The 19,887-nt window shown below is 75.5% G+C and carries 17 protein-coding genes; 13 read left to right on the top strand and 4 right to left on the bottom strand.

The features are described 5' to 3' along the window. The first annotated feature begins 38 nt into the window (after positions 1 to 38). From mobA to AC2TEW_RS01400, 3 genes are all read left to right on the top strand, one after another. The gene (gene mobA, locus AC2TEW_RS01410) at positions 39 to 689 is read left to right on the top strand and encodes a molybdenum cofactor guanylyltransferase (RefSeq protein ID WP_484621400.1); all 651 of its coding nucleotides are present in this window, start codon (positions 39 to 41) and stop codon (positions 687 to 689) included. A 67-nt stretch (positions 690 to 756) separates the two neighbouring features. Then, a complete protein-coding gene (locus AC2TEW_RS01405) occupies positions 757 to 975 on the top strand; it encodes a hypothetical protein (protein WP_484621399.1) in 219 nt (72 codons plus the stop codon). Further along, on the top strand, positions 972 to 2,177 hold the full coding sequence (locus AC2TEW_RS01400; RefSeq protein ID WP_484621398.1) for a molybdopterin molybdotransferase MoeA: 1,206 nt from the start codon (positions 972 to 974) through the stop codon (positions 2,175 to 2,177). The genes AC2TEW_RS01405 and AC2TEW_RS01400 overlap by 4 nt, the downstream gene beginning before the upstream one ends. A 23-nt stretch (positions 2,178 to 2,200) precedes the next feature. Here AC2TEW_RS01400 and AC2TEW_RS01395 read toward each other — a convergent pair whose 3' ends face one another. Then, positions 2,201 to 3,268 carry a potassium channel family protein gene (locus AC2TEW_RS01395; RefSeq protein ID WP_484621628.1) on the bottom strand — a complete coding sequence of 356 codons (1,068 nt, stop codon included), beginning with the start codon at positions 3,266 to 3,268 and terminating at the stop codon, positions 2,201 to 2,203. 165 nt (positions 3,269 to 3,433) lie between these two features. On the opposite strand from AC2TEW_RS01395, the gene AC2TEW_RS01390 reads away from it, so the two are divergent. From AC2TEW_RS01390 to AC2TEW_RS01370, 5 genes are all read left to right on the top strand, one after another. Continuing rightward, complete coding sequence (locus AC2TEW_RS01390; RefSeq protein WP_484621397.1) at positions 3,434 to 4,411, top strand: NAD(P)H-quinone oxidoreductase; 978 nt, start codon at positions 3,434 to 3,436, stop codon at positions 4,409 to 4,411. 157 nt (positions 4,412 to 4,568) lie between these two features. Continuing rightward, a complete protein-coding gene (locus tag AC2TEW_RS01385) occupies positions 4,569 to 5,405 on the top strand; it encodes a hypothetical protein (RefSeq protein WP_484621396.1) in 837 nt (278 codons plus the stop codon). A gap of 238 nt (positions 5,406 to 5,643) precedes the next feature. Next, entirely contained in the window at positions 5,644 to 6,252 is a 609-nt protein-coding gene (locus tag AC2TEW_RS01380; RefSeq protein WP_484621395.1) for a bacterial proteasome activator family protein, read from the top strand. A 203-nt stretch (positions 6,253 to 6,455) separates the two neighbouring features. Beyond that, positions 6,456 to 7,928 carry a protein kinase domain-containing protein gene (locus AC2TEW_RS01375; protein ID WP_484621394.1) on the top strand — a complete coding sequence of 491 codons (1,473 nt, stop codon included), beginning with the start codon at positions 6,456 to 6,458 and terminating at the stop codon, positions 7,926 to 7,928. Between the two features lie 241 nt (positions 7,929 to 8,169). Beyond that, positions 8,170 to 9,771, top strand: a complete 1,602-nt coding sequence (locus AC2TEW_RS01370) for a protein kinase domain-containing protein (protein WP_484621627.1) — start codon at positions 8,170 to 8,172, stop codon at positions 9,769 to 9,771. A gap of 58 nt (positions 9,772 to 9,829) precedes the next feature. Here AC2TEW_RS01370 and AC2TEW_RS01365 read toward each other — a convergent pair whose 3' ends face one another. Together AC2TEW_RS01365 and AC2TEW_RS01360 are read right to left on the bottom strand one after the other, a co-directional pair. Further along, on the bottom strand, positions 9,830 to 11,038 hold the full coding sequence (locus AC2TEW_RS01365; protein WP_484621393.1) for a phosphotransferase: 1,209 nt from the start codon (positions 11,036 to 11,038) through the stop codon (positions 9,830 to 9,832). Between the two features lie 75 nt (positions 11,039 to 11,113). Beyond that, a complete protein-coding gene (locus tag AC2TEW_RS01360; RefSeq protein WP_484621392.1) occupies positions 11,114 to 11,773 on the bottom strand; it encodes a response regulator in 660 nt (219 codons plus the stop codon). A 383-nt stretch (positions 11,774 to 12,156) separates the two neighbouring features. Here AC2TEW_RS01360 and pdhA point away from each other — a divergent pair, with 383 nt between their 5' ends. From pdhA to AC2TEW_RS01345, 3 genes are read left to right on the top strand one after another with little or no spacing between them, the layout of a single operon-like run. Then, the gene (pdhA, locus tag AC2TEW_RS01355) at positions 12,157 to 13,308 is read left to right on the top strand and encodes a pyruvate dehydrogenase (acetyl-transferring) E1 component subunit alpha (RefSeq protein WP_484621391.1); all 1,152 of its coding nucleotides are present in this window, start codon (positions 12,157 to 12,159) and stop codon (positions 13,306 to 13,308) included. Further along, a complete protein-coding gene (locus AC2TEW_RS01350) occupies positions 13,308 to 14,282 on the top strand; it encodes an alpha-ketoacid dehydrogenase subunit beta (RefSeq protein ID WP_484621390.1) in 975 nt (324 codons plus the stop codon). Before pdhA ends, AC2TEW_RS01350 begins: the two co-directional genes overlap by 1 nt. A gap of 14 nt (positions 14,283 to 14,296) precedes the next feature. Continuing rightward, positions 14,297 to 15,778 (top strand): dihydrolipoamide acetyltransferase family protein, encoded by a 1,482-nt coding sequence (locus AC2TEW_RS01345; RefSeq protein ID WP_484621389.1) that lies wholly within the window; start codon positions 14,297 to 14,299, stop codon positions 15,776 to 15,778. Between the two features lie 66 nt (positions 15,779 to 15,844). Here AC2TEW_RS01345 and AC2TEW_RS01340 read toward each other — a convergent pair whose 3' ends face one another. Beyond that, positions 15,845 to 16,699: a hypothetical protein gene (locus AC2TEW_RS01340; RefSeq protein ID WP_484621388.1), complete on the bottom strand. Its 855-nt coding sequence runs from the start codon at positions 16,697 to 16,699 to the stop codon at positions 15,845 to 15,847. Between the two features lie 196 nt (positions 16,700 to 16,895). On the opposite strand from AC2TEW_RS01340, the gene AC2TEW_RS01335 reads away from it, so the two are divergent. Beyond that, on the top strand, positions 16,896 to 18,137 hold the full coding sequence (locus tag AC2TEW_RS01335) for a benzoate/H(+) symporter BenE family transporter (RefSeq protein ID WP_484621387.1): 1,242 nt from the start codon (positions 16,896 to 16,898) through the stop codon (positions 18,135 to 18,137). 232 nt (positions 18,138 to 18,369) lie between these two features. Then, positions 18,370 to 19,875: a peptidoglycan-binding protein gene (locus tag AC2TEW_RS01330; RefSeq protein WP_484621386.1), complete on the top strand. Its 1,506-nt coding sequence runs from the start codon at positions 18,370 to 18,372 to the stop codon at positions 19,873 to 19,875. Positions 19,876 to 19,887 lie beyond the last annotated feature (12 nt).

The raw sequence follows: 19,887 nt of genomic DNA, 5'->3' as shown, positions 1-19,887 counted from the left end.
CCCCGCCGGGCAGGCCGCGGGCGGACGATACTGGGCCCATGACGACTGGGGACGGGGCTCCCGGGCCCGGGGCCGGGTACGACGCGGTGGTGCTGGCCGGCGGCGCGGCGGCCCGGCTGGGCGGGGCCGACAAGCCGGGGCTGACGGTCGGCGGCCGCAGTCTGCTGGACCGGGTGGTGGCGGCGTGCGAGGGGGCGGACCGGATCGTGGTGGTCGGCCCGCAGCGGGCCACCGCGGGGGTGCGGTGGGCCCGGGAGGAGCCGCCGGGCGGCGGGCCGGTGGCGGCCGTGGCCGCCGGGCTGGCGCAGGTCACCGCCGGCCGGGTGCTGCTGCTCGCCGCCGACCTGCCGTTCCTGGACCGCCGCACGCTGGAGCGCCTGCTCACCGCCCTGGACGACCCCGCGCCGGACGGCCCGGCCGGGGAGCGCCCCCGCGCCGAGGCCGCGCTTCTGGTCGACGCGGCCGGCCGGGAGCAGCCGCTGACCGCCGCGTACCGGACGGCGGCGCTGCGCCGCGCCCTGGCCGGGCTGGGCGACCCCGCCGGCCGCCCGCTGCGCCGGCTGCTGGCGCCGCTGCGCACCGTCCGGCTGGCCGACCCGGACCGGGTCGCGTACGACTGCGACACCTGGGAGGAGCTGGCGGTGGCCCGGCAGCGGGAGGCCCTCACGGCGGGCGGCCCGGGCGGGTGAGCCGGCCGACCCGCAAACGTCACCGCCCCGGCGCGGCAGGGCCGCCCGGATCGGGCAGCATGGGGCTATGGAGCGCACGCTGGATGACTGGATCGCCGGGGCCGGTACCGGGCCGGGCGACGGCCCGCAGGCCGCCCGGCCGGGGCTGCCCGGCCCGGCCGGACGGGCCGCACACGGGCTGACCGGGCCGGCCGCGCGCCGGGGCGCCGGCCATCGGGGCGCCGGGGGCCGGGTCGGCAGCACCGACCTGTCCGCGGTGCGCCGGGTCGCCGGGGGCCGGCCGTGACCGCGCTCACCGAGCAGGGCCGGGCGGGCGCCGCCGACGCGGAGATCCTGCGGGACTGCCCGTGGCCGAGGGCGCGGCGGACGGCCCGGCTGGCGGCCGGGCGGGCGCTGCCGGCGCGCGCCGTCGACCTGGCGGCGGGACTCGGGCACACCCTCGCCGAGCCGCTGGCCGCACTCACCGACCTGCCGGCCTTCGACACCTCCGCGATGGACGGCTGGGCCGTGGCCGGGCCGGGCCCGTGGCAGGCGGCCGGCCGGGTGCTGGCCGGGCCCGCCGCCGCGGTGGCGCTGGCGGACGGCACCGCGGTGGCGATCGCCACCGGCGCGCAGCTGCCCGCGGGCGCCACCGGGGTGGTGCGGCGCGAGCACGGCCGGCTGGAGCGCGGGCGGCTGTACGCCACCACCCCGGCCCCCGGCCAGGACGTGCGGCCGCGCGGCCAGGAGTGCCGCCGGGGCGAGGAGCTGCTGCCGGCCGGCCGGGTGGTGACCCCGGCGGTGCTGGGACTCGCGGCCGCGGCCGGCCACGACCGGCTCACCGTGCACCGGCGCCCCACCGTCGAACTGCTGGTGCTCGGCGACGAGCTGCTGGACTCCGGGCTGCCGGGGCCGGGACTGGTCCGGGACGCGCTGGGCCCGCTGCTGACGCCCTGGCTGGCCTCGGCGGGCGCCGAGCTCATCGCGCGCCGGCAGATCCGGGACGACTTCGCGCTGCTGCGCGACGCGGTGCGGCGTTCGCCCGCCGACGTGGTGGTGACGACCGGCGGCACCGCCGCCGGCCCGGTCGACTTCCTGCACCCCGCGCTCGCGGAGGCCGGGGCCCGGCTGCTGGTGGACGGCGTGGCGGTCCGGCCCGGGCACCCGATGCTGCTGGCGGCGCTGCCGGACGGCCGCCACCTGGTCGGGCTGCCGGGCAACCCGCTGGCCGCGGTGGCCGGCGCCGTGACGCTGGCCCTCCCGCTGCTGGACACCCTGAGCGGGCGGCCGGTCCCCGCCCACCGGGTCGAACGGGCCGCGGTCGATCTGCCGGGCCACCCGCGGGACACCCGGCTGCTGCCCGTGGTGCGGACCGACGAGGGCGTGGCCGCGCTGGCCTTCGACGGGCCCGCGATGCTGCGCGGGCTGGCGCTGGCCGAGGCGCTGGCGGTGGTGGTGCCCGGCGGGGTGGCCGCGGGCGGCCGGGTGGAGCTGCTGCCGGTGCCGTGAACGGGCCGACCGGCGGGGGCGGCTCAGGGCCGGGCGGGGGCGATCACGATGACCCGGTCGGTCGACTTCAGGGTGGCGGCCTCCGGCTCGGTGTAGTTGAGCACCCGGCGCCCGCGCACCACGGCGACCACCAGGTCGGCGCACTCGCGCGGGCTGCGGCCCGCCTCGGCCTTGGTGACCGGGCGTTCGAACACGTCCAGGCCGTTGCCGTAGGTGAGCAGGTCCTCCATGACCGATCCGGCGTGCGGGCTGAGGGTTGACATGCCGAGCAGCCGGCCGGCCGAACTGGAGCTGGTGACCACCACGTCGGCGCCGCTGTGCCGCAGCAGCGGGGCGTTCTCGTCCTCGCGGACGGCGGCGACCACGGTGGCGCTCTTGGTGAGCTGGCGGATGGTCAGGGTGATCAGTGCCGCGGTGTCGTCGCGTTCCGGGGTGACCACCACCTGGGCGGCCAGCGGGAGTTGTGCCCGGAGCAGGGTCTCGGTGCGGGTGGCGTCGCCGACCACCCCGGTCAGCCCGTGCAGCGAGGCCTGCTCGACCACCTTGCGCTGCGGGTCGACCACCACGATCGACTCCTTCGGCACGCCCTGGCCGAGCAGGGTGTCCACGGCGCTGCGGCCCTTGGTGCCGTACCCGATCACGACGGTGTGCTCGCGCACGCTCGACCTCCAGCGTTCGATCCGCCACTGGTGGCGGCTGCGTTCGGTGAGCACCTCCAGGGTGGTGCCGACCAGGATGATCAGGAAGACCACCCGCAGCGGAGTGATCACCAGGATGTTGGTCAGCCGGGCGGCGTCGCTGACCGGGGTGATGTCGCCGTAGCCGGTGGTGGAGAGGGTGACGGTGGCGTAGTAGGCGCAGTCGAGCAGGTCCAGCGGGCCGTCCGAGTTGTCGCTGTAGCCGCTGCGGTCGAGCCAGACCACCAGGGTGGTGACGGCCAGCACGGCGATCGCCATCAGCAGCCGCAGGGCGACCTGGCGGATCGGCGGGGTGGGGGTGCGGGTCGGCAGCAGGACGCGCTGCGCGGTGTCGACGTCCGGTCCGCCGTCCGGCTGCCGGGTCGGCCGCCGGGGGTACCCGGGCCGCGGCAGCCGGCCGCGGGCCCCGGTGCTGGGTTCGGTGTTCGGCACAGGGACAAGCATGGGGTCCGGCGGGCCGCGAACCGGTGCTCGGGTGCGGAGTGTCGCAGCCGTCCCCCCGTCACCCGCCAGCGGGCCGACCGGACATGGGCCGTGCCGCGCGCGTAGCGTGGCGCCATGCGAGCCATCACGATTCCCCAGTCCGGCGGACCCGAGGTGCTGACCTGGACGGAGGTGCCCGATCCGGTGCCCGCCGCCGGAGAGGTGCTGGTCGAGGTCGCGGCCGGCGCCGTCAACCGGGCCGATCTGCTGCAGCGTCAGGGCTTCTACGACCCGCCGGCGGGCAGTTCGCCCTACCCGGGACTGGAGTGCTCGGGCCGGATCGTCGAGCTGGGCCCCGGCGTCGCCGGCTGGGCCGTCGGTGACGAGGTCTGCGCCCTGCTGACCGGCGGCGGCTACGCGCAGCGGGTGGCGGTGCCCGCCGGGCAGCTGCTCCCGGTACCGAAGGGCCTGACCCTGGTGGAGGCGGCGTCGCTGCCCGAGGCGGCCGCCACGGTCTGGTCGAACGTGTTCATGGTGGCCCACCTGCGGCCCACCGAGACGGTGCTGCTGCACGGCGGTGGCAGCGGCATCGGCACGATGGCGATCCAGCTGTCCAAGGCGGTCGGCGCCCGGGTCCTGGTGACGGCCGGCAGCGCCGGGAAACTGGAGCGCTGCGCCGAACTGGGCGCGGACGTCGGCATCAACTACCGGGAGCAGGACTTCGTGGCGGCGGTCCGGGAGGCCACCGGCGGGGCCGGCGCCGACGTGATCCTGGACATCATGGGCGCCAAGTACCTGCAGCGGAACGTGGACGCGCTGGCGGTCAGCGGCCGCCTGGTGATCATCGGTCTGCAGGGCGGGGTGCAGGGGGAGCTGAACCTGGCCACCCTGCTGGCCAAGCGGGCCGCGGTCGCGGCCACCTCGCTGCGTCCGCGGCCGCTGGCGGAGAAGGCGGCGATCGTGGCGGCGGTGCGCGAGCACGTCTGGCCGCTGGTCGAGGCGGGCGTGGTGCGTCCGGTGGTGGACCGGGTGCTGCCGATGGCGGAGGCGGCCGCCGCGCACCGGGTGCTGGAGGCCGGCGAGCAGGTGGGCAAGGTGGTGCTGCAGGTCTGAGCGGCGCGGGCGGTGGCCCGGCGGCGGGCGGGCTGGGTGGTCCCGAGCGCCCAGCCTGCCGAAATGCCCGGATTGTCGGTTTGTGTGAGGCTGGTGCGGAGCTGTCCGCCGCCGATCGCGCCCCGCTGCGGTCGGCCGTCGGAAGGACCTGCTTCCCATGGCCGCGCTTGCGTACGTGCTCTCGACCTTCCGCTCCGGCCTTCCCGCCGCCGTGCGCCGCGGTGCCGTGCTGACCGGGACCGGCCTGGTGCTGCCGGTGCTGCTGGCGGGCCCGGCCCTGGCGGCCGGGCCGGTCGCCGTGCCCGCGGCCGCGCTGCCCGCCGCGTTCGCCGCCGAGCCGCCGGGCCGGGCCACGCCGGTGCAGGCCAGCTGCCCGCCGGTCCGGCCGCAGCGCTCCGCCCCGCAGCCGTCCGCCGCGCCCTCGGCCGCACCGCAGGCTCCCGACCGGAGCCCGGCGGCGGCGACCGGCCCCGCGCCGTCGCCGCCCGCGGAGCACCCCGGCCCGGCCTCGCCGGTCCCCGCGGCCTCGGTGACCCCGACCGCCGCCGAGGGCCCGCCGCCGGACCACCCGGCCGACCACCGCCCCGGCCTGCCGCCGGAGGGCGAGCCGCAGCCCCCGGCCCCGGCCGATCCGGCCGACCGGCACCACCCTGCCCCGGCCCCGGCGTACGTGCCCGCGGACGGCCCGGTGGCCGGGCAGCTCCCGGGAGCCGGTCACGGCGCCGAGGACCAGGTCCGGGCCCCGCAGCGGAGCTGGGCGGCGCCCGAGCCGGCCGCGCCCGCGCCGACGCCCGCCGAGGACCCCGTCCCCGCGCCGGACCAGCCGTCGGTGCAGGCGGCCGCGCCGGTGGCGGCCCCGGCGGTGCAGTTCCAGCCGCAGGCGGCGGCGCCCCGCCACGGCGACCCGGCCGGGATGCAGTTCCCGCTCGGGGCCGGGCTGGCCCTGATCGGCTGCGGGCTCGGACTGGTCGGCCTGCGGATGCGCCGGGGCTGACCGTGGCACCCGGGCCCGGAGCGGCGTCCGTCGCCGCGTCAACAGGGCGGCGGGCGACCTTGATTGGGGCACCGATGATCGGCGCGAGGCCCGGTGTGGGACGATCGGAACGCTGCCGGCGGGTGCCCGGAGCAGTGCCCGGGCCAGGGACGGGGGACGTCCGGCGGCGGGGCGGGCACCGCTGCGGGCCGGCCCCGGTTCGTTGACCAGCTCGATCGACGAAGCATATGAAGGAGCTATGACCAAGCCGATGAACGAACGGCCGCAGGAGCCCTACCAGGCGTCGGACGACGACTCCCCGAGCAGCCCCAAGGTACTGATCGTGGGCCCGGACGGCATGCCGATCGGCGCGGTGCCCGGATCCGGCTTCGGTGCCGGGGAGCACGCGGGGGAGCCGCGCGAGCTGCCGGTGACCGAGATGGTCGAGCAGCCGGCCAAGGTCATGCGGATCGGCAGCATGATCAAGCAGCTGCTGGAGGAGGTCCGGGTCGCGCCGCTGGACGAGGCCAGCCGGGTCCGGCTGAAGGAGATCCACGCCAGCTCGATCAAGGAGCTGGAGCTGGGGCTGGCCCCGGAGCTGGTCGAGGAACTGGAGCGGCTGTCGCTGCCGTTCACCGACGACGCGATCCCCACCGAGGCCGAGCTGCGGATCGCCCAGGCACAGCTGGTCGGCTGGCTGGAGGGCCTGTTCCACGGCATCCAGACCGCGCTGTTCGCCCAGCAGATGGCGGCCCGCGCACAGTTGGAGCAGATGCGGCGGGCGCTGCCGCCCGGGGTGAACGGCGGAGACCTGGAGCCGGAGGAGCCGGCCCCCGGCCGCGGGATCCGCTCCGGTCCGTACCTCTGATCGACGGCCCTGTACCGGCTCTGTAGCAGCTGGGACACGTTCCCGCCCCTGAACCCGATCACGTCGGCGCGAGCCGATACCCTGGCCCCTGCCGTCGGACTCGACCGGCGGCGGGGGTCGGCGGGCCACGGCCTGCCCGACCGGTGCATCCGGACCAGACCATGAGGCTGCGGCGCCGCCGCGCCGAGGGGGAAGCAGGGACCATGAGCGAGGACGCCAACCCGGTCGCGGGCCACTCCCTGGGCAACGGCCGCTATGTGATCCAGCGCCTGCTCGGCCAGGGCGGCATGGCCTCCGTCCACCTGGCCCACGACACGGTGCTGGACCGGCTGGTCGCCGTGAAGACCCTGAACATCGAACTCGGCGGCCAGGCGGCCTTCAAGGAGCGCTTCCGCCGCGAGGCGCAGGCGGTGGCGCGGCTCCAGCACACCAACATCGTCTCGGTCTTCGACAGCGGCGAGGACGTCACCCCGGAGGGCCTGGCCACCCCGTACATCGTGATGGAGTACGTCGAGGGCCAGGCGCTCGGCGACGTCCTGAAGGACACCGTCGCCCGGCAGGGCGCGATGTCCACCGACCAGGCCCTGAAGATCACCGCGTCGGTGCTGTCCGCGCTGGAGGCCTCGCACGACCAGGGCCTGGTGCACCGCGACATCAAGCCCGGCAACGTGATGGTCAGTTCCAAGGGCGTCATCAAGGTGATGGACTTCGGCATCGCCCGCGCCCTGCAGTCCGGCGTCACCTCGATGACCCAGACCGGCATGGTGGTCGGCACCCCGCAGTACCTCTCGCCGGAGCAGGCGCTCGGCAAGAGCGTGGACGCCCGTGCCGACCTCTACTCGGTCGGCTGCATGCTGTTCGAGCTGCTCACCGGGCAGCTGCCGTTCGACGGCGACACCGCGTTCACCATCGCGTACAAGCACGTGCAGGAGGCGCCGCCGGCCCCGTCCAGCGTCAACGCCGCGGTGCCGCCGGCGGTCGACGCGCTGGTGGCCCGGGCCCTGCGCAAGGACCCGGCGCACCGCTTCCCGACCGCGGAGGCGATGCGCGAGGAGGTCGAGCGGATCTCCGGCGGCGACAAGGGCGGCATCCCGCTGCAGGCGAGCACCCCGCTGGTGATCAGCGAGGGCCCGCGGTCGGTCCACGCCGCACCGTCGATGACCAACTTCCCGCAGGTCACCGGGGACATCCGGACGCCCGCGCCGCAGGTCCAGCCGCACTACCAGCCGGCCCCGCAGACGCCGTCGCCGTACCAGGCGCCGCAGACCCCGCACCCGTTCCCGCAGGCCCCGCAGACGCCCGCGTCGTTCCCGCAGCAGGCGCAGACCCCGCCGCCGTTCCCGCAGCCGGGGTACCAGACCCCGCACCCGTTCCCGCAGCAGGCGCACCCGGCGGGGCCGATGCCGACGGGTCCGATGCCCATGCAGCCGGGACCGATGCAGCCCGGACCGATGCAGCCCGGACCGTACGGGCCGCGGCCGGCCAACTCGAACAACGGCTGCTCGACCGCGCTGATCGTGGTCGGCGTGATCGTGGGCGTGATCGTGCTGGCCGTGGTCATCGTGGCGATCGTCGCGGCCAAGGACAAGACCAACACCACCGACACCGACCCGTACGGCGCCGGGCGCCCGGCGGTGACGCTGGACCTCGGCGCCGGCGGCGGCGACCGAATCTGACCGGCGGCCGAGGAGCTGGACACCGGCCGCCCGCGTGAAGCGGTAGCGTGCACAGGGACGGAACCGACAGGGCGACTGCGCGCCGAGCGAGGGCCCGGGGCGAGGAGCGATGGCACAGACAGAGCAGCCGGGTGAGGGCGAGCCGGAGCCGGGCGCAGGGGCGGACGCCGGGAACGGCCGGGACACCCGGGCCGCCGGCGCCCAGGCCTCGAACGCCGGGGCCCCGGACGCCGAGACCGCGATGCTGTCCGCACCCGGCGGCACCCCGTCCCGCGGCACCAACCTGCCGCTCGGCACCCTCGGCGACGGCCGCTACCGCCTGACCGGCCGGCTCGGCCGGGGCGGCATGGCCGAGGTCTTCTCCGCCCAGGACGTCCGGCTCGGCCGGACCGTCGCGGTCAAGCTGCTGCGCGGGGAGCTGGCCCAGGACGAGGTGGCGCGGCTGCGCTTCACCCGTGAGGCTCACGCGGTCGCCGCGCTCAACCACCACTCGATCGTCGCGGTCTACGACACCGGCGAGGAGCACCACGGCGAGGAGTCCACGCCGTACATCGTGATGGAGCTGGTCGAGGGCCGGACCGTCCGCGACCTGCTGGTGGACGAGGAGGCGCCGCCGGTCGACCAGGCGCTGATCATCATCGCCGGGGTGCTGGAGGCGCTCGCCTACAGCCACCGCCACGGCATCGTGCACCGCGACATCAAGCCCGCCAACGTCATCATCACGACCGGCGGCGCGGTCAAGGTGATGGACTTCGGCATCGCCCGGGCGCTCACCGGCGCGGCCAGCACCATGACCCAGACCGGCATGGTGATGGGCACCCCGCAGTACCTCTCGCCGGAGCAGGCGCTCGGCAAGGCCGTCGACCACCGCTCCGACCTGTACGCGGCCGGCTGCATGCTGTACGAACTGCTGGCGCTGCGGCCGCCGTTCGTCGGCGAGACCCCCCTCGCGGTGGTCTACCAGCACGTCCAGGACATCGCGGTGCCGCCGTCCCGGATCAGCAGGCGGGTGCCGCCGGAGCTGGACGACCTGGTGCTGCGCTCGCTGGCGAAGAACCCGGACGACCGCTTCCAGAGCGCGGACGAGTTCCGGGCCCATGTGCAGCACGCGCTGCGGCAGATGCACGGCGCGGCGGGCAGCGGCTACGCGGCCGGTGCCGCGGGTGCCGCCGCGGCCGCCGGGCTGGCCGCCGCGGCCTCCGGCAGCAGCGGCGGCCAGCCGCGCTACGACGGTCCGCCGAGCGGCGGGACGGCGATGACCGAGCCGTTCGGCGCGGTCACCGGCACCGGCCAGACCGAGGCGATGCCGTACCAGGTCACCTCGCCGTACCAGACCCCATCGCAGCCGTACCGCGGTGCGGGCGGCCCGGGGGAGGGCGGCGGGAACGGCTACGACGGCGGTGGCGGCGGTGAGGGTCCGCAGCGCCGGCGCAACCCGTGGGGCTGGGTGCTCGCCGTGGTGGCGGTGCTGCTCGCGGCGGCCGTCGGCACCGCGCTGGCGCTGAGCGGCGGCGGGCACAAGGGCAACGACAACCCGGTGGTGACGCCGCAGCCGACGGTCGCCACCCAGCCGAGCACGGCGGAGCCGAGCTCCGGCCAGCCGTCGCCGTCGCCGGTCCGCACCCAGACCAACCCCACCACCCGTCAGCCGGAGTCCCCGGTGAACAGCCCGTCGGCGTCGCCGAGTGCGAGCCGCTCGACCTCGCCGTCGCCGTCGGCCTCGCCGTCGGCCAGCGCGTCCAAGTCGCCGACCGGCGCGCCCTCGCCGTCGACGAGCCCGTCCGGCAAGCCGTCCAGCTCGCCCTCGGCGCCGACGACCCCGCCCCCGGCGACGACGCCGTAGCCCCGGACGACGACGGCCCCCGCCCTTCCCGGGCGGGGGCCGTCGGTTTCTCCGGCGCTCAGTTGGTGAAGGCGTCGAGCACCTGCTCGTACTCCTGGCACCACCAGGCGAGTTGGCCGGCCGAGCCGGGGAACAGCGGATCGGCGCGGTGGTCGCCGCGCTGGTAGTGCCACTGCAGCATCCAGAGGTCGTTCAGCCGCTCCCACCAGACCCGGTGCACGGCGGCGGCCATCTCGCGGGCGCCCGCCGCCCCGCTGTCGCGGTAGCCGCGGGCGTAGTGGCGGACCCGGCAGAGGTCCAGGACGCCGGTGGCCGGGTCGTTGAAGATCAGGGTGGCCGAGCGGACCGCCTCCTCGGCGGTCGGGTGCAGGCCGAGCTTGTCCCAGTCCAGGACGGCGACCACCCGCCCGCCCCGGTGCAGCAGGTTGAGCCCGTGGAAGTCGCCGTGGGTCCAGCCGGTGGGCGGGGCCGCGGCGGGGGAGGGCCGCAGATGGCGGCGGGCGGCCAGCAACTCGGCCCGCTCCAGCAGCCGTTGCTCGGCCAGCACGTCGAACGGGCCGTGCGGCGCGGCCCGGCGGGCGAGCCGGAGCAGCTGGGCGACCAGCAGCGCGGTCTCGGCCGGGTCGGCGGACAGCCGCCCGGGCGGCTGCCGGACGGGGGCGCAGACCTTCGCCAGCGCGCCGTGCAGCCGGCCGAGCAGCGCACCGAGGTCGCCGCACTGCTGCTGGTCGAGCTCGGTGCCGTGCCGGTGGACCCCGGCGACCCACGGGAAGAGCGCGAAGTACCGGCCGCCGCAGGCGACCACCGTGCGGCCGTCCTGGGCGGCCAGCGGCGGGGCCACCGGCAGCCCGGCGCGGTGCAGCGCGAGCGAGGCGTGGTGCTGGGCGGTGATCGCCGGGCGGGTCGCGGTGGCCTGGTCGACGTAGCACTTGAGGAAGTAGGTGCCGGCTTCGGTGGTCACCCGGTAACCGCGGTTGAGCAGGCCTTCGGCGACCGGGCGCACCCGCAGCGCGGGCGCGGTGCGGAACTCCCGCAGCACCCGGGCCAGGGCGGTGTGGGCGACCGGCGGGCTGAGGGTGCCGACCGGCGGGGCCGCCGGATCGGGCCGGGCCGGCGCCTGCGCTATCGGCCGGCCCGGTACCGGGGCCCGGTGGCCCGGCAGCGGGACGGCGTTGTCGGCCGGGGCGGACGGGCGGGGCAGGAACACCGGTGCGAGCAGCACCGATGCCGGATCGGACGGGGCCGAGGAGTGCGGTTGCGCGGTCACGGCCCGAGCGTAATGCCTGGCGCAATAGGTACTTGACACACTGTCAGGAATATGATTAGGGGCGCCCGGGTCGACTCAGTTGTGCTGATCGGCCTGGTGGCGGGCCACGTAGGCGGCGGCCTGGGTGCGCCGTTCCATGCCCATCTTGGCCAGCAGGCTGGAGACGTAGTTCTTCACCGTCTTCTCCGCCAGGTGAAGTTCATTGCCGATCTGCCGGTTGGTCATCCCCTCGCCGATCAGGTCCAGGATCCGCCGCTCCTGCCGGGTCAGCTGGGCGAGCCGCCGGTCCTCCTTCTCGCCCCCGTCGCGCAGCCGCTCCAGCACCCGGCTGGTGGCGACCGGGTCGAGCAGTGACTTTCCGGCCGCCACGTCGCGGACCGCGGAGAGCAGGTCGGTGCCGCGGATCGCCTTGAGGACGTAGCCGGAGGCGCCGGCCATGATCGAGTCGAAGAGCGCCTCGTCGTCCGAGAAGGACGTCAACATCAGGCACCTGATCTGCGGGTGGTGCGAGCGGACCTCGCGGCAGACCTCGACCCCGTTGCCGTCCGGCAGCCGGACGTCGAGCACGGCCACGTCGGGCTGGACCGCCGCGATCCTGGCCAGCGCCTCGGCGGCGGTACCGGCCTCGCCGACCACCTCGATGTCCTCCTCGGTGGAGAGCAGATCGTGGACGCCACGGCGGACGATCTCATGATCATCAAGGAGAAAAACTCTGATTTGTCCGTTTTCGCTCACCCTCAAAGCCTCCCATACCGCCCAGCCGCCGTCCGTCCGACCCGATCGGTGACCGTGCGGACGCACCGGGTGCGGAGACCGAATCGATTCCCGTTACCCCCTTACGCCGAGCGGCCTGCCCGGATAGCGTGCGCTGGTGTCCTGACGGCACCGCCGAAGAGAGCTGCGCCACACCCGCTGTTCTCCGGGAGCGAAGAACTAGGACGTCCAAGCGCAAGGGCGCCAAGGGGCGACGCTGGGTAACGTTCTCGCCAGAGGGACGCCGTCGGAAAAGGATCACCACCTGCCGAGCACCCGGCGCGCACACCCAAGCGCGCCGCGCGAGGCGGTGACCGGACCGGTCACCGGCGACCCCGGGCGGCCGGACAGACCGAGGAGTGAACGTGACCGTCAAAAGCACGACGAGGGCGCGCAAGAAAGCCGCCCCCGCCGTCCCTGACAACCTCCGCACGGGCGCGGGAGCCCCCGCGGAGCTCGTACAGCTGCTCACGCCCGAGGGCGAGCGGGTCGAGCACCCGGAGTTCCCCCTGGTGACCACCCCCGAGGAGCTCCGCGCCCTCTACCGCGACCTGGTGCTGGTCCGGCGCTTCGACGCCGAGGCCACCTCGCTGCAGCGCCAGGGCGAGCTGGGTCTGTGGGCCTCGCTGCTCGGCCAGGAGGCCGCCCAGGTCGGCTCCGGTCGCGCGATGCGCCCGGGCGACTACGCCTTCCCGACCTACCGGGAGCACGGCGTCGCCTGGTGCCGGGACGTGGACCCGCTGAACCTGCTCGGCATGTTCCGCGGTGTGAACCACGGCGGCTGGGACCCGAACGAGAAGAACTTCCACCTCTACACCATCGTGATCGGCTCGCAGACGCTGCACGCGACCGGCTACGCGATGGGCATCACCAAGGACGGCGCGGACGACGCGGTGATCGCCTACTTCGGCGACGGCGCCTCCAGCCAGGGCGACGTCAACGAGGCCTTCACCTTCGCCTCGGTCTACAACGCGCCGGTGGTGTTCTTCTGCCAGAACAACCAGTGGGCGATCTCCGAGCCGACCACCACCCAGACCAGGATCCCGCTGTACCGCCGCGCCTCCGGCTTCGGCTTCCCGGGCGTCCGGGTCGACGGCAACGACGTGCTGGCCTGTCTCGCGGTGACCCGCTGGGCGCTGGACCACGCCCGCAGCGGCAACGGCCCGGTGCTCATCGAGGCCTTCACCTACCGGATGGGTGCCCACACCACCTCCGACGACCCGACCCGCTACCGCCTCACCGAGGAGACCGAGGCCTGGAAGGCCAAGGACCCGATCCTGCGGCTGAAGGCCCACCTCGACAAGGAGGGCCTGGCCGACGAGGCGTTCTTCGCCGAGGTCGAGGCCCAGAGCGAGCAGCTCGGCCTGCGGGTGCGCGAGGGTGTCCGAACCATGCCCGACCCGGACCCGACCCTGATCTTCGACCATGTGTATGCCGAGCCGCACACACTGGTGGACGAGGAACGGGCCGAGTACGAGGCGTACGCGGCCTCCTTCGAGGGTGGGGAGAACCTCTGATGGCAGGTCAGCTCAACATCGCCAAGGCGCTCAACGAGGCGCTGCGCAAGTCGCTCGAGAACGACCCGAAGACCGTCCTGATGGGCGAGGACATCGGCAAGCTCGGCGGTGTCTTCCGGATCACCGACGGCCTGCAGAAGGACTTCGGCGAGGACCGGGTGATCGACACCCCGCTCGCCGAGTCCGGCATCGTCGGCACCGCGATCGGCCTCGCGCTGCGCGGCTACCGCCCGGTGGTGGAGATCCAGTTCGACGGTTTCGTCTACCCGGCCTTCGACCAGATCGTCACCCAGCTCGCCAAGATGCACGCCCGTGCGCTCGGGCACGTGAAGATGCCCGTCACCGTCCGGATCCCGTACGGCGGCGGCATCGGCGCCGTCGAGCACCACAGCGAGTCGCACGAGGCGTACTTCGCGCACACCGCGGGCCTGCGGGTGGTCAGCCCGTCCAACGCCGACGACGCGCACTGGATGCTGCGCCAGGCCATCGAGTCGGACGACCCGGTGATCTTCCTGGAGCCCAAGCGGCGCTACTGGGACAAGGGCGAGGTCCAGGACGCCCCCTCGCTGCCGCTGCACGCGGCGCGGATCGTCCGGCCGGGCACCGACGCGACGCTGATCGCGTACGGCCCGATGGTCAAGGTCTGCCAGGAGGCGGCCGCGGCCGCCGAGGAGGACGGCCGCCGGCTGGAGATCGTCGACCTGCGCTCGATCTCGCCGATCGACTTCGCCACCGTCGAGGAGTCGGTCAAGCGCACCGGCCGCGCCATCGTGGTGCACGAGGCGCCGGTCTTCATGGGCCTGGGCGCCGAGCTGGCCGCCCGGCTCACCGAGAGCTGCTTCTACCACCTGGAGGCCCCGGTCCTGCGGGTCGGCGGCTACCACGCCCCGTACCCGCCGTCGCGGGTCGAGGAGACCTACCTGCCGGACCTGGACCGGGTGCTGGACGCCGTCGACCGCGCCCTGGCGTTCTGAGAGGAGCGAGAGCCGTGACCACCGAAGTTCGCTCGCTCCGCGAGTTCAAGATGCCGGACGTCGGCGAGGGCCTGACCGAGGCCGAGATCCTCACCTGGTTCGTCAAGCCCGGTGACACCGTCACGGACGGCCAGGTCGTCTGCGAGGTGGAGACCGCCAAGGCGGCGGTCGAGCTGCCGATCCCGTTCACCGGCACCGTCGACCAGCTGTTCTTCCCCGAGGGCAGCACGGTCGACGTCGGCACCGCGATCATCTCGGTGGCGGTCGCGGGTGCGGCCCCGGCCGAGCCGGCCGCCGCCGCCCCGGTCGTCGCCGTCGCGGTCGCCGCCCCGGCCGAGGCCGAGGCGGTCCCGGAGCGCCGCGAGGTGCTGGTCGGGTACGGGCCGCGGACCGGCGGCACCCAGCGCCGGGCCCGCCGTACGACGGCCGCGCCCGCCGCCGCCCCGGTGGCTGCTGCCCCGGTGGCCGCCGCTCCGGTGGCCCCGATCGCGGTTCCGGTGCCCGTGCCGGTGGTCCCGGCTCAGGCGCCGGCCGTCGAAGGGGACCGCCCGCTGGCCAAGCCCCCGGTGCGCAAGCTCGCCAAGGACCTCGGCATCGACCTGCGGACCGTGGTGGCGACCGGCCCCGGCGGGGTGATCACCCGCGAGGACGTGCACTCCGCCGTCGTCCCGGCGGCCCCGCAGGTCGGGATCCCGGTGGCCGAGGCGCCGGCTCCGGCCGCCGCGCCCCGGCCGGCGGCGGCCGCCGACGCGGGTGCCGGTCCGGTCGCGGGTTCGGCTCCGGGCCCGTTCGCGGGCGACGTGCGGATCCCGGTCAAGGGCGTCCGCAAGGCGACTGCCGCGGCGATGGTCTCCTCGGCGTTCACCGCGCCGCACGTGACCGAGTTCGTCCAGGTCGACGTGACCCGCACGATGAAGCTGGTGCGCAGGCTCAAGGAGAGCGGCGAGCTGGGCCAGGGGGTGCGGGTCAGCCCGCTGCTGCTGGTCGCCAAGGCGCTGCTGACGGCGATCCGCCGCCACCCGGAGGTCAACGCCAGCTGGGACGAGGCGGCCCAGGAGATCGTCCTCAAGGGCCAGGTCAACCTCGGTATCGCCGCGGCCACCCCGCGCGGTCTGATCGTGCCGAACATCAAGGACGCCGGCTCCCAGACGCTGCCGCAGCTCGCCGTCTCGCTCGGTGACCTGATCGACACGGCGCGGCAGGGCAAGACCTCCCCGGCGGACATGCAGGGCGGCTCGGTCACCATCACCAACGTCGGCGTCTTCGGCGTCGACACCGGCACCCCGATCCTCAACCCCGGCGAGGCGGCCATCCTGGCCTTCGGCGCGGTGCGGGACCTGCCGTGGGTGCACAAGGGCAAGGTGGTGCCGCGCCAGGTCACCACGCTGGCGCTCTCCTTCGACCACCGGCTGGTCGACGGCGAGCTCGGTTCCAAGGTGCTCGCGGACGTCGCGGCCATCCTGGAGCAGCCGAAGCGCCTGATCACCTGGGGCTGACCGCCCTGGAGCACGGCGAAGGGCCCCGTTACCCCGGGCAGGGGAGCGGGGCCCTTCGCCGTCCGGCTACCGCCGCGCGGCCCGGCGGACGGTGTAGAGCACGCCGAGGCCGAGTGCGAGGCAGCCGGCGGCGGAGGCGAACAGGAAGCCGAGCGGGGCGCTCGGCCCGGTCTCGGCCAGCGTCCCGGTCGGGCCGGGCGCGGCCGGGGCGGACGGCCGGGGCGCGGTGACCGCGGCAGCCGGGGCCGGGGCGCCTCCGGTGGCAGCGGGCGCCGGGGCCGGGGCGGACGGCCGGGGCGCCGGGGTGGACGGGCCGGGAGCCGGCTTCGGGTGGACGACGGCCAGGTGCCCGGCGGCGGTGCCGGTCTTGAGGTCCTCGGCCGTCGCGACCAGGGTGACCGTGACCCCGGTCAGGTTCCGCGGAGCCGCCGCCGGGACGGCCACCCGGAAGGTGAGGTCCGTCGACTCGCCCGGTGCGAGCTTCAGCAGCGGCAGCTCGCCGTCCTCGTTGACCACTCCCAGGGTGCAGCCGTTCTGCAGGGCGAGGCGGTGCCAGCCGGCCCCGGTCCGCCAGCCCGCGGTGAAGTCCCGGACGCCGAAGGCCGGGCCGGTGGCCGGGTTGAAGAAGCTGATCGAGGGCTCGACCCGCTCGTACGGCGCGTCGGTGCCGTTGGTGATCCGGATCGGGAACTCGACGGCGCTGCCGCCGGCCGTGACGGCGGCCGGGGCCGCGAGCGCGGTGACGGTCAGCTCGCCGCGGTGCTCGGCGGGGCGCGGTACGCCGGACCCCGGCTTCGCGTCGGCCCCGCAGACGGCCCAGGCACTGCCGGCTCCGGCGGTCAGCGGGAGACCGGCCCCGAGGACGAGCACGGCGGCGGTGGCGACGATACGGGCAGAACGGGAGATAACGGGCGCACGCATGGCGGCGGAATCCTTGCTCGGGTGTGCGGAACGGGTGAGGTGAAGGCCTTCGACGCGTCGGTCCCCCAGCCAGTTGCCGCCGGTTCCGTTCTCTGCGTGCCCTTCCCCCTCATAGACGTCCGTGCCCGGCGGCGGTTGCAGGTGGTCGCGAACTATTTTCCGGCAACCCCGGGCGGCCGCCGGGGATACTGCTCGGGTGGCCGACCCGTCGATAGTCCAGCGCCCCGCCGTCGAACCCGCCGAGCCCGCGGCACCCCCCTGCCCCCGGCCCTCGCTGCGCCGGGACGTCTCGCTCCCGGCGCTGCTCGCGGGCCTGGTGTGCATCGCGGTGTCCTTCTCCGGACCGCTGGTGGTGGTGCTCGCGGCCGCCGCCGCGGGCCACCTGGACCAGGCCCGCACCGCGTCCTGGATCTGGGCGGTGTCGATCGGCAGCGGGCTGACCTGCCTGCTGCTCTCCTGGTGGACCAGGACGCCGGTGATCACCGCCTGGTCCACCCCGGGCGCGGCCCTGCTGGTCGGCAGCCTCGGCGCGTACCCGTACCGCGAGGCGGTCGGCGCCTTCCTGCTGAGCAGCGCCGTGGTGGCGCTGTTCGGGGTGACCGGGCTGTTCGGCCGGCTGATCCGGGCGATCCCGGCCGGGATCGTCAACGCGATGCTGGCGGGCATCCTGTTCACCTTCGGGGCGGGGATCTTCACCGAACTCCGGGGCGCCCCGGTCCTGGTGCTGGGCTGCTTCGCCGCCTTCCTGCTGGCCAAGCGGCTGGTGCCGCGGTACGCGGTACCGATCGCCCTGCTGGCCGGGGCGGCCCTGGCCGCGGCCACCGTGGGACTCCCGCTGAACCTCGGCGCGGGCGGACCCACGGTGCCGGTCCTCACCGTCCCGGGCTTCTCCTGGTCGGCCGCGGTCGGCCTGGCCCTGCCGCTCACCATCGTGGCGCTCGCCTCCCAGAACGCCCCCGGCCTCGGCATCATGCGGGCCTCGGGGTACCGGCCGGACGACCGGCTGCTGATCGGCGCGACCGGCGGACTGTCCGTGCTGCTGGCGCCGTTCGGCTCCCCCGGGGTCAACCTGGCGGCGATCACCGCGGCCATCTGCACCAGCCCGGAGAGCCACCCCGACCCGCGCCGCCGCTACATCGCGGGGATGTCGGCCGGCGTCCTCTACCTGGTGGTGGGCAGCTTCGGCGGGGTCCTGGTCAGCCTGTTCACCGGCCTGCCGCACGCGCTGATCGCGGTGATCGCGGGGGTCGCCCTGCTCGCCTCCTTCCAGGGCAGCCTGGCGGCGGCCGTCGGGGACGAGAAGGGCCGCGACGCGGCTGTGGTGACCTTCCTCGCCACCGCCTCGGGAATGAGCCTGTTCGGTATCGGCGCGGCCTTCTGGGGCCTGCTGCTCGGACTGGGCACCCATCTGCTGCTCCACGCCCGCTGCCGGGCCTGACCCCCGCTGCCGGGCCTGACCCCCGGCGCCCGGCCGGGCCGCCCGGCGGCTTCGCCGAACGACCCGAATTCCGCCCAACCGGCGGGTAGGCTTTGCCCGTTCGAAATGCGGGGGCCGCGAACGACGCGTAACTGCCGGACCCGCATACCGAATTGGCAGCACGAACGGTATCCGGAAGACACTTCCGTGACCGGCACTGTCGGGGCGCGTCCGAGCAACCGGGGATCTGGAATTGAGCGAGCCGAGCGAGCCGGACGAGGTCCGGGACAGCGTCGACGCCCCGCCCGCAGGCGCCTCCCGGATGGCCCGGCGCCGACGGACCCTGCTGGCGGTGACCGTGGTCTCGGCGGTGCTGGCCGGTGGCGGCCTGGCCGCGTCCTCGCTGGTCAAATCGCCCGCGGAACGCGCCGCCGACACCGCACCGCCGCCCCTCACCCTGCTCACCGCCCCGGTCACCCGGCAGGTCCTCGCCCAGTCCACGGTCACCCGCGGCCAGGTCTACCCGCCGACCCAGTACAACGTGACACCGGTGGCGGCCTCCGCCGACGTCACCCAGCTCTACGTCTCCCGGCTCGCCGTCAGGTCCGGTGACCAGGTCGCCAACGGGCAGCTGCTCGCGGAGGTGTCCGGGCAGCCGCTGTTCGTCCTGCGCGGCCCGGTGCCGGCCTACCGGGACATCAAGCCCGGCAGCACCGGCCCCGACGTGGCCGAGCTGCAGGCCGCGCTGGCACAGCTCGGGTACGACCGCGGCGGCGACCCGAGCGGCACGTACGGCCCCGGGACCGCCGAGGCCGTCACCGGCCACTACCGGCACCTCGGATACCGCGCGCCGATCACCGGCGCCGCCACCCAGCAGGCCGTCGACGCCGCCCGCAAGGCGGTCGAGGCCGACCAGCAGGCGATCGACGCGCTGAAGGCGCAGCAGGCCGCCGGCGCCGCCGCCCCCGCGGGCACCGGCAGCACCGGGGCGTCCGGCGCGGCGGCCCCGCCCGCCGCCGGCCCGGAGCAGCAACTCGCCGCCGCCCGGCGGAAACTGGCCGAGGACCGCGAGACGCTGGCGCAGGCCCAGGCGGTGAACGGCCCGATGGTGCCGGCCGGCGAGGTGGTCTTCCTGCCCGAACTCCCCGCCGTGGTCACCGCGGTGAACGCCCCGGTCGGATCGCCGGTGTCCGGCCCGCTGCTCTCGCTCACCAGCGGGCAGCTGGCGGTGACCGGCCAGCTCGGTCCGGCGCAGGCGGCCGGGATCACCCCGGGGATGGAGGTCGAGATCCTCTCGGAGGCGACCGGCCGGACCGTCCGGGGGACCGTCGCGGAGCTGGGCTCCCCGACCACCGCACCACCGGCCGGCCGGGTGATCGCGATCGGCGGACCGGCCGCCGGGCCCGCCGCCGGACCGGCCGGCGCCAACCCGGGGGCCCCGGCCCAGGGCGGCCCGCAGGCCCTCGCGTTCGTGCCGCTGCAGATCGCCCCGGCCGAACCGCTACCCCCGGCGTTCAGCGGCCAGAACGTCCGGATCACCGTGCTGCGGGGCGCCCGGCCCGAGCCGGTGCTGAGCGTGCCGGTGGCGGCGGTGTTCACCGACGCGTCCGGGCGGACCGCCGTCACCAGGGTGGCCGCCGCCGGCCACCGGATCACCGTCCCGGTGGCCACCGGGGTCAGCGCCAACGGGTACGTCGGCGTGAACGCCGTCGGCGACGCGGAGTTGGCCGAGGGCGACCAGGTGGCGGTCGGCCGGTGAGCACACCGCGTA

It is taken from the genome of Kitasatospora sp. NEAU-CNBT7 (assembly GCF_057220535.1).
This window is presented reverse-complemented; position numbering and strand designations above follow the sequence as displayed.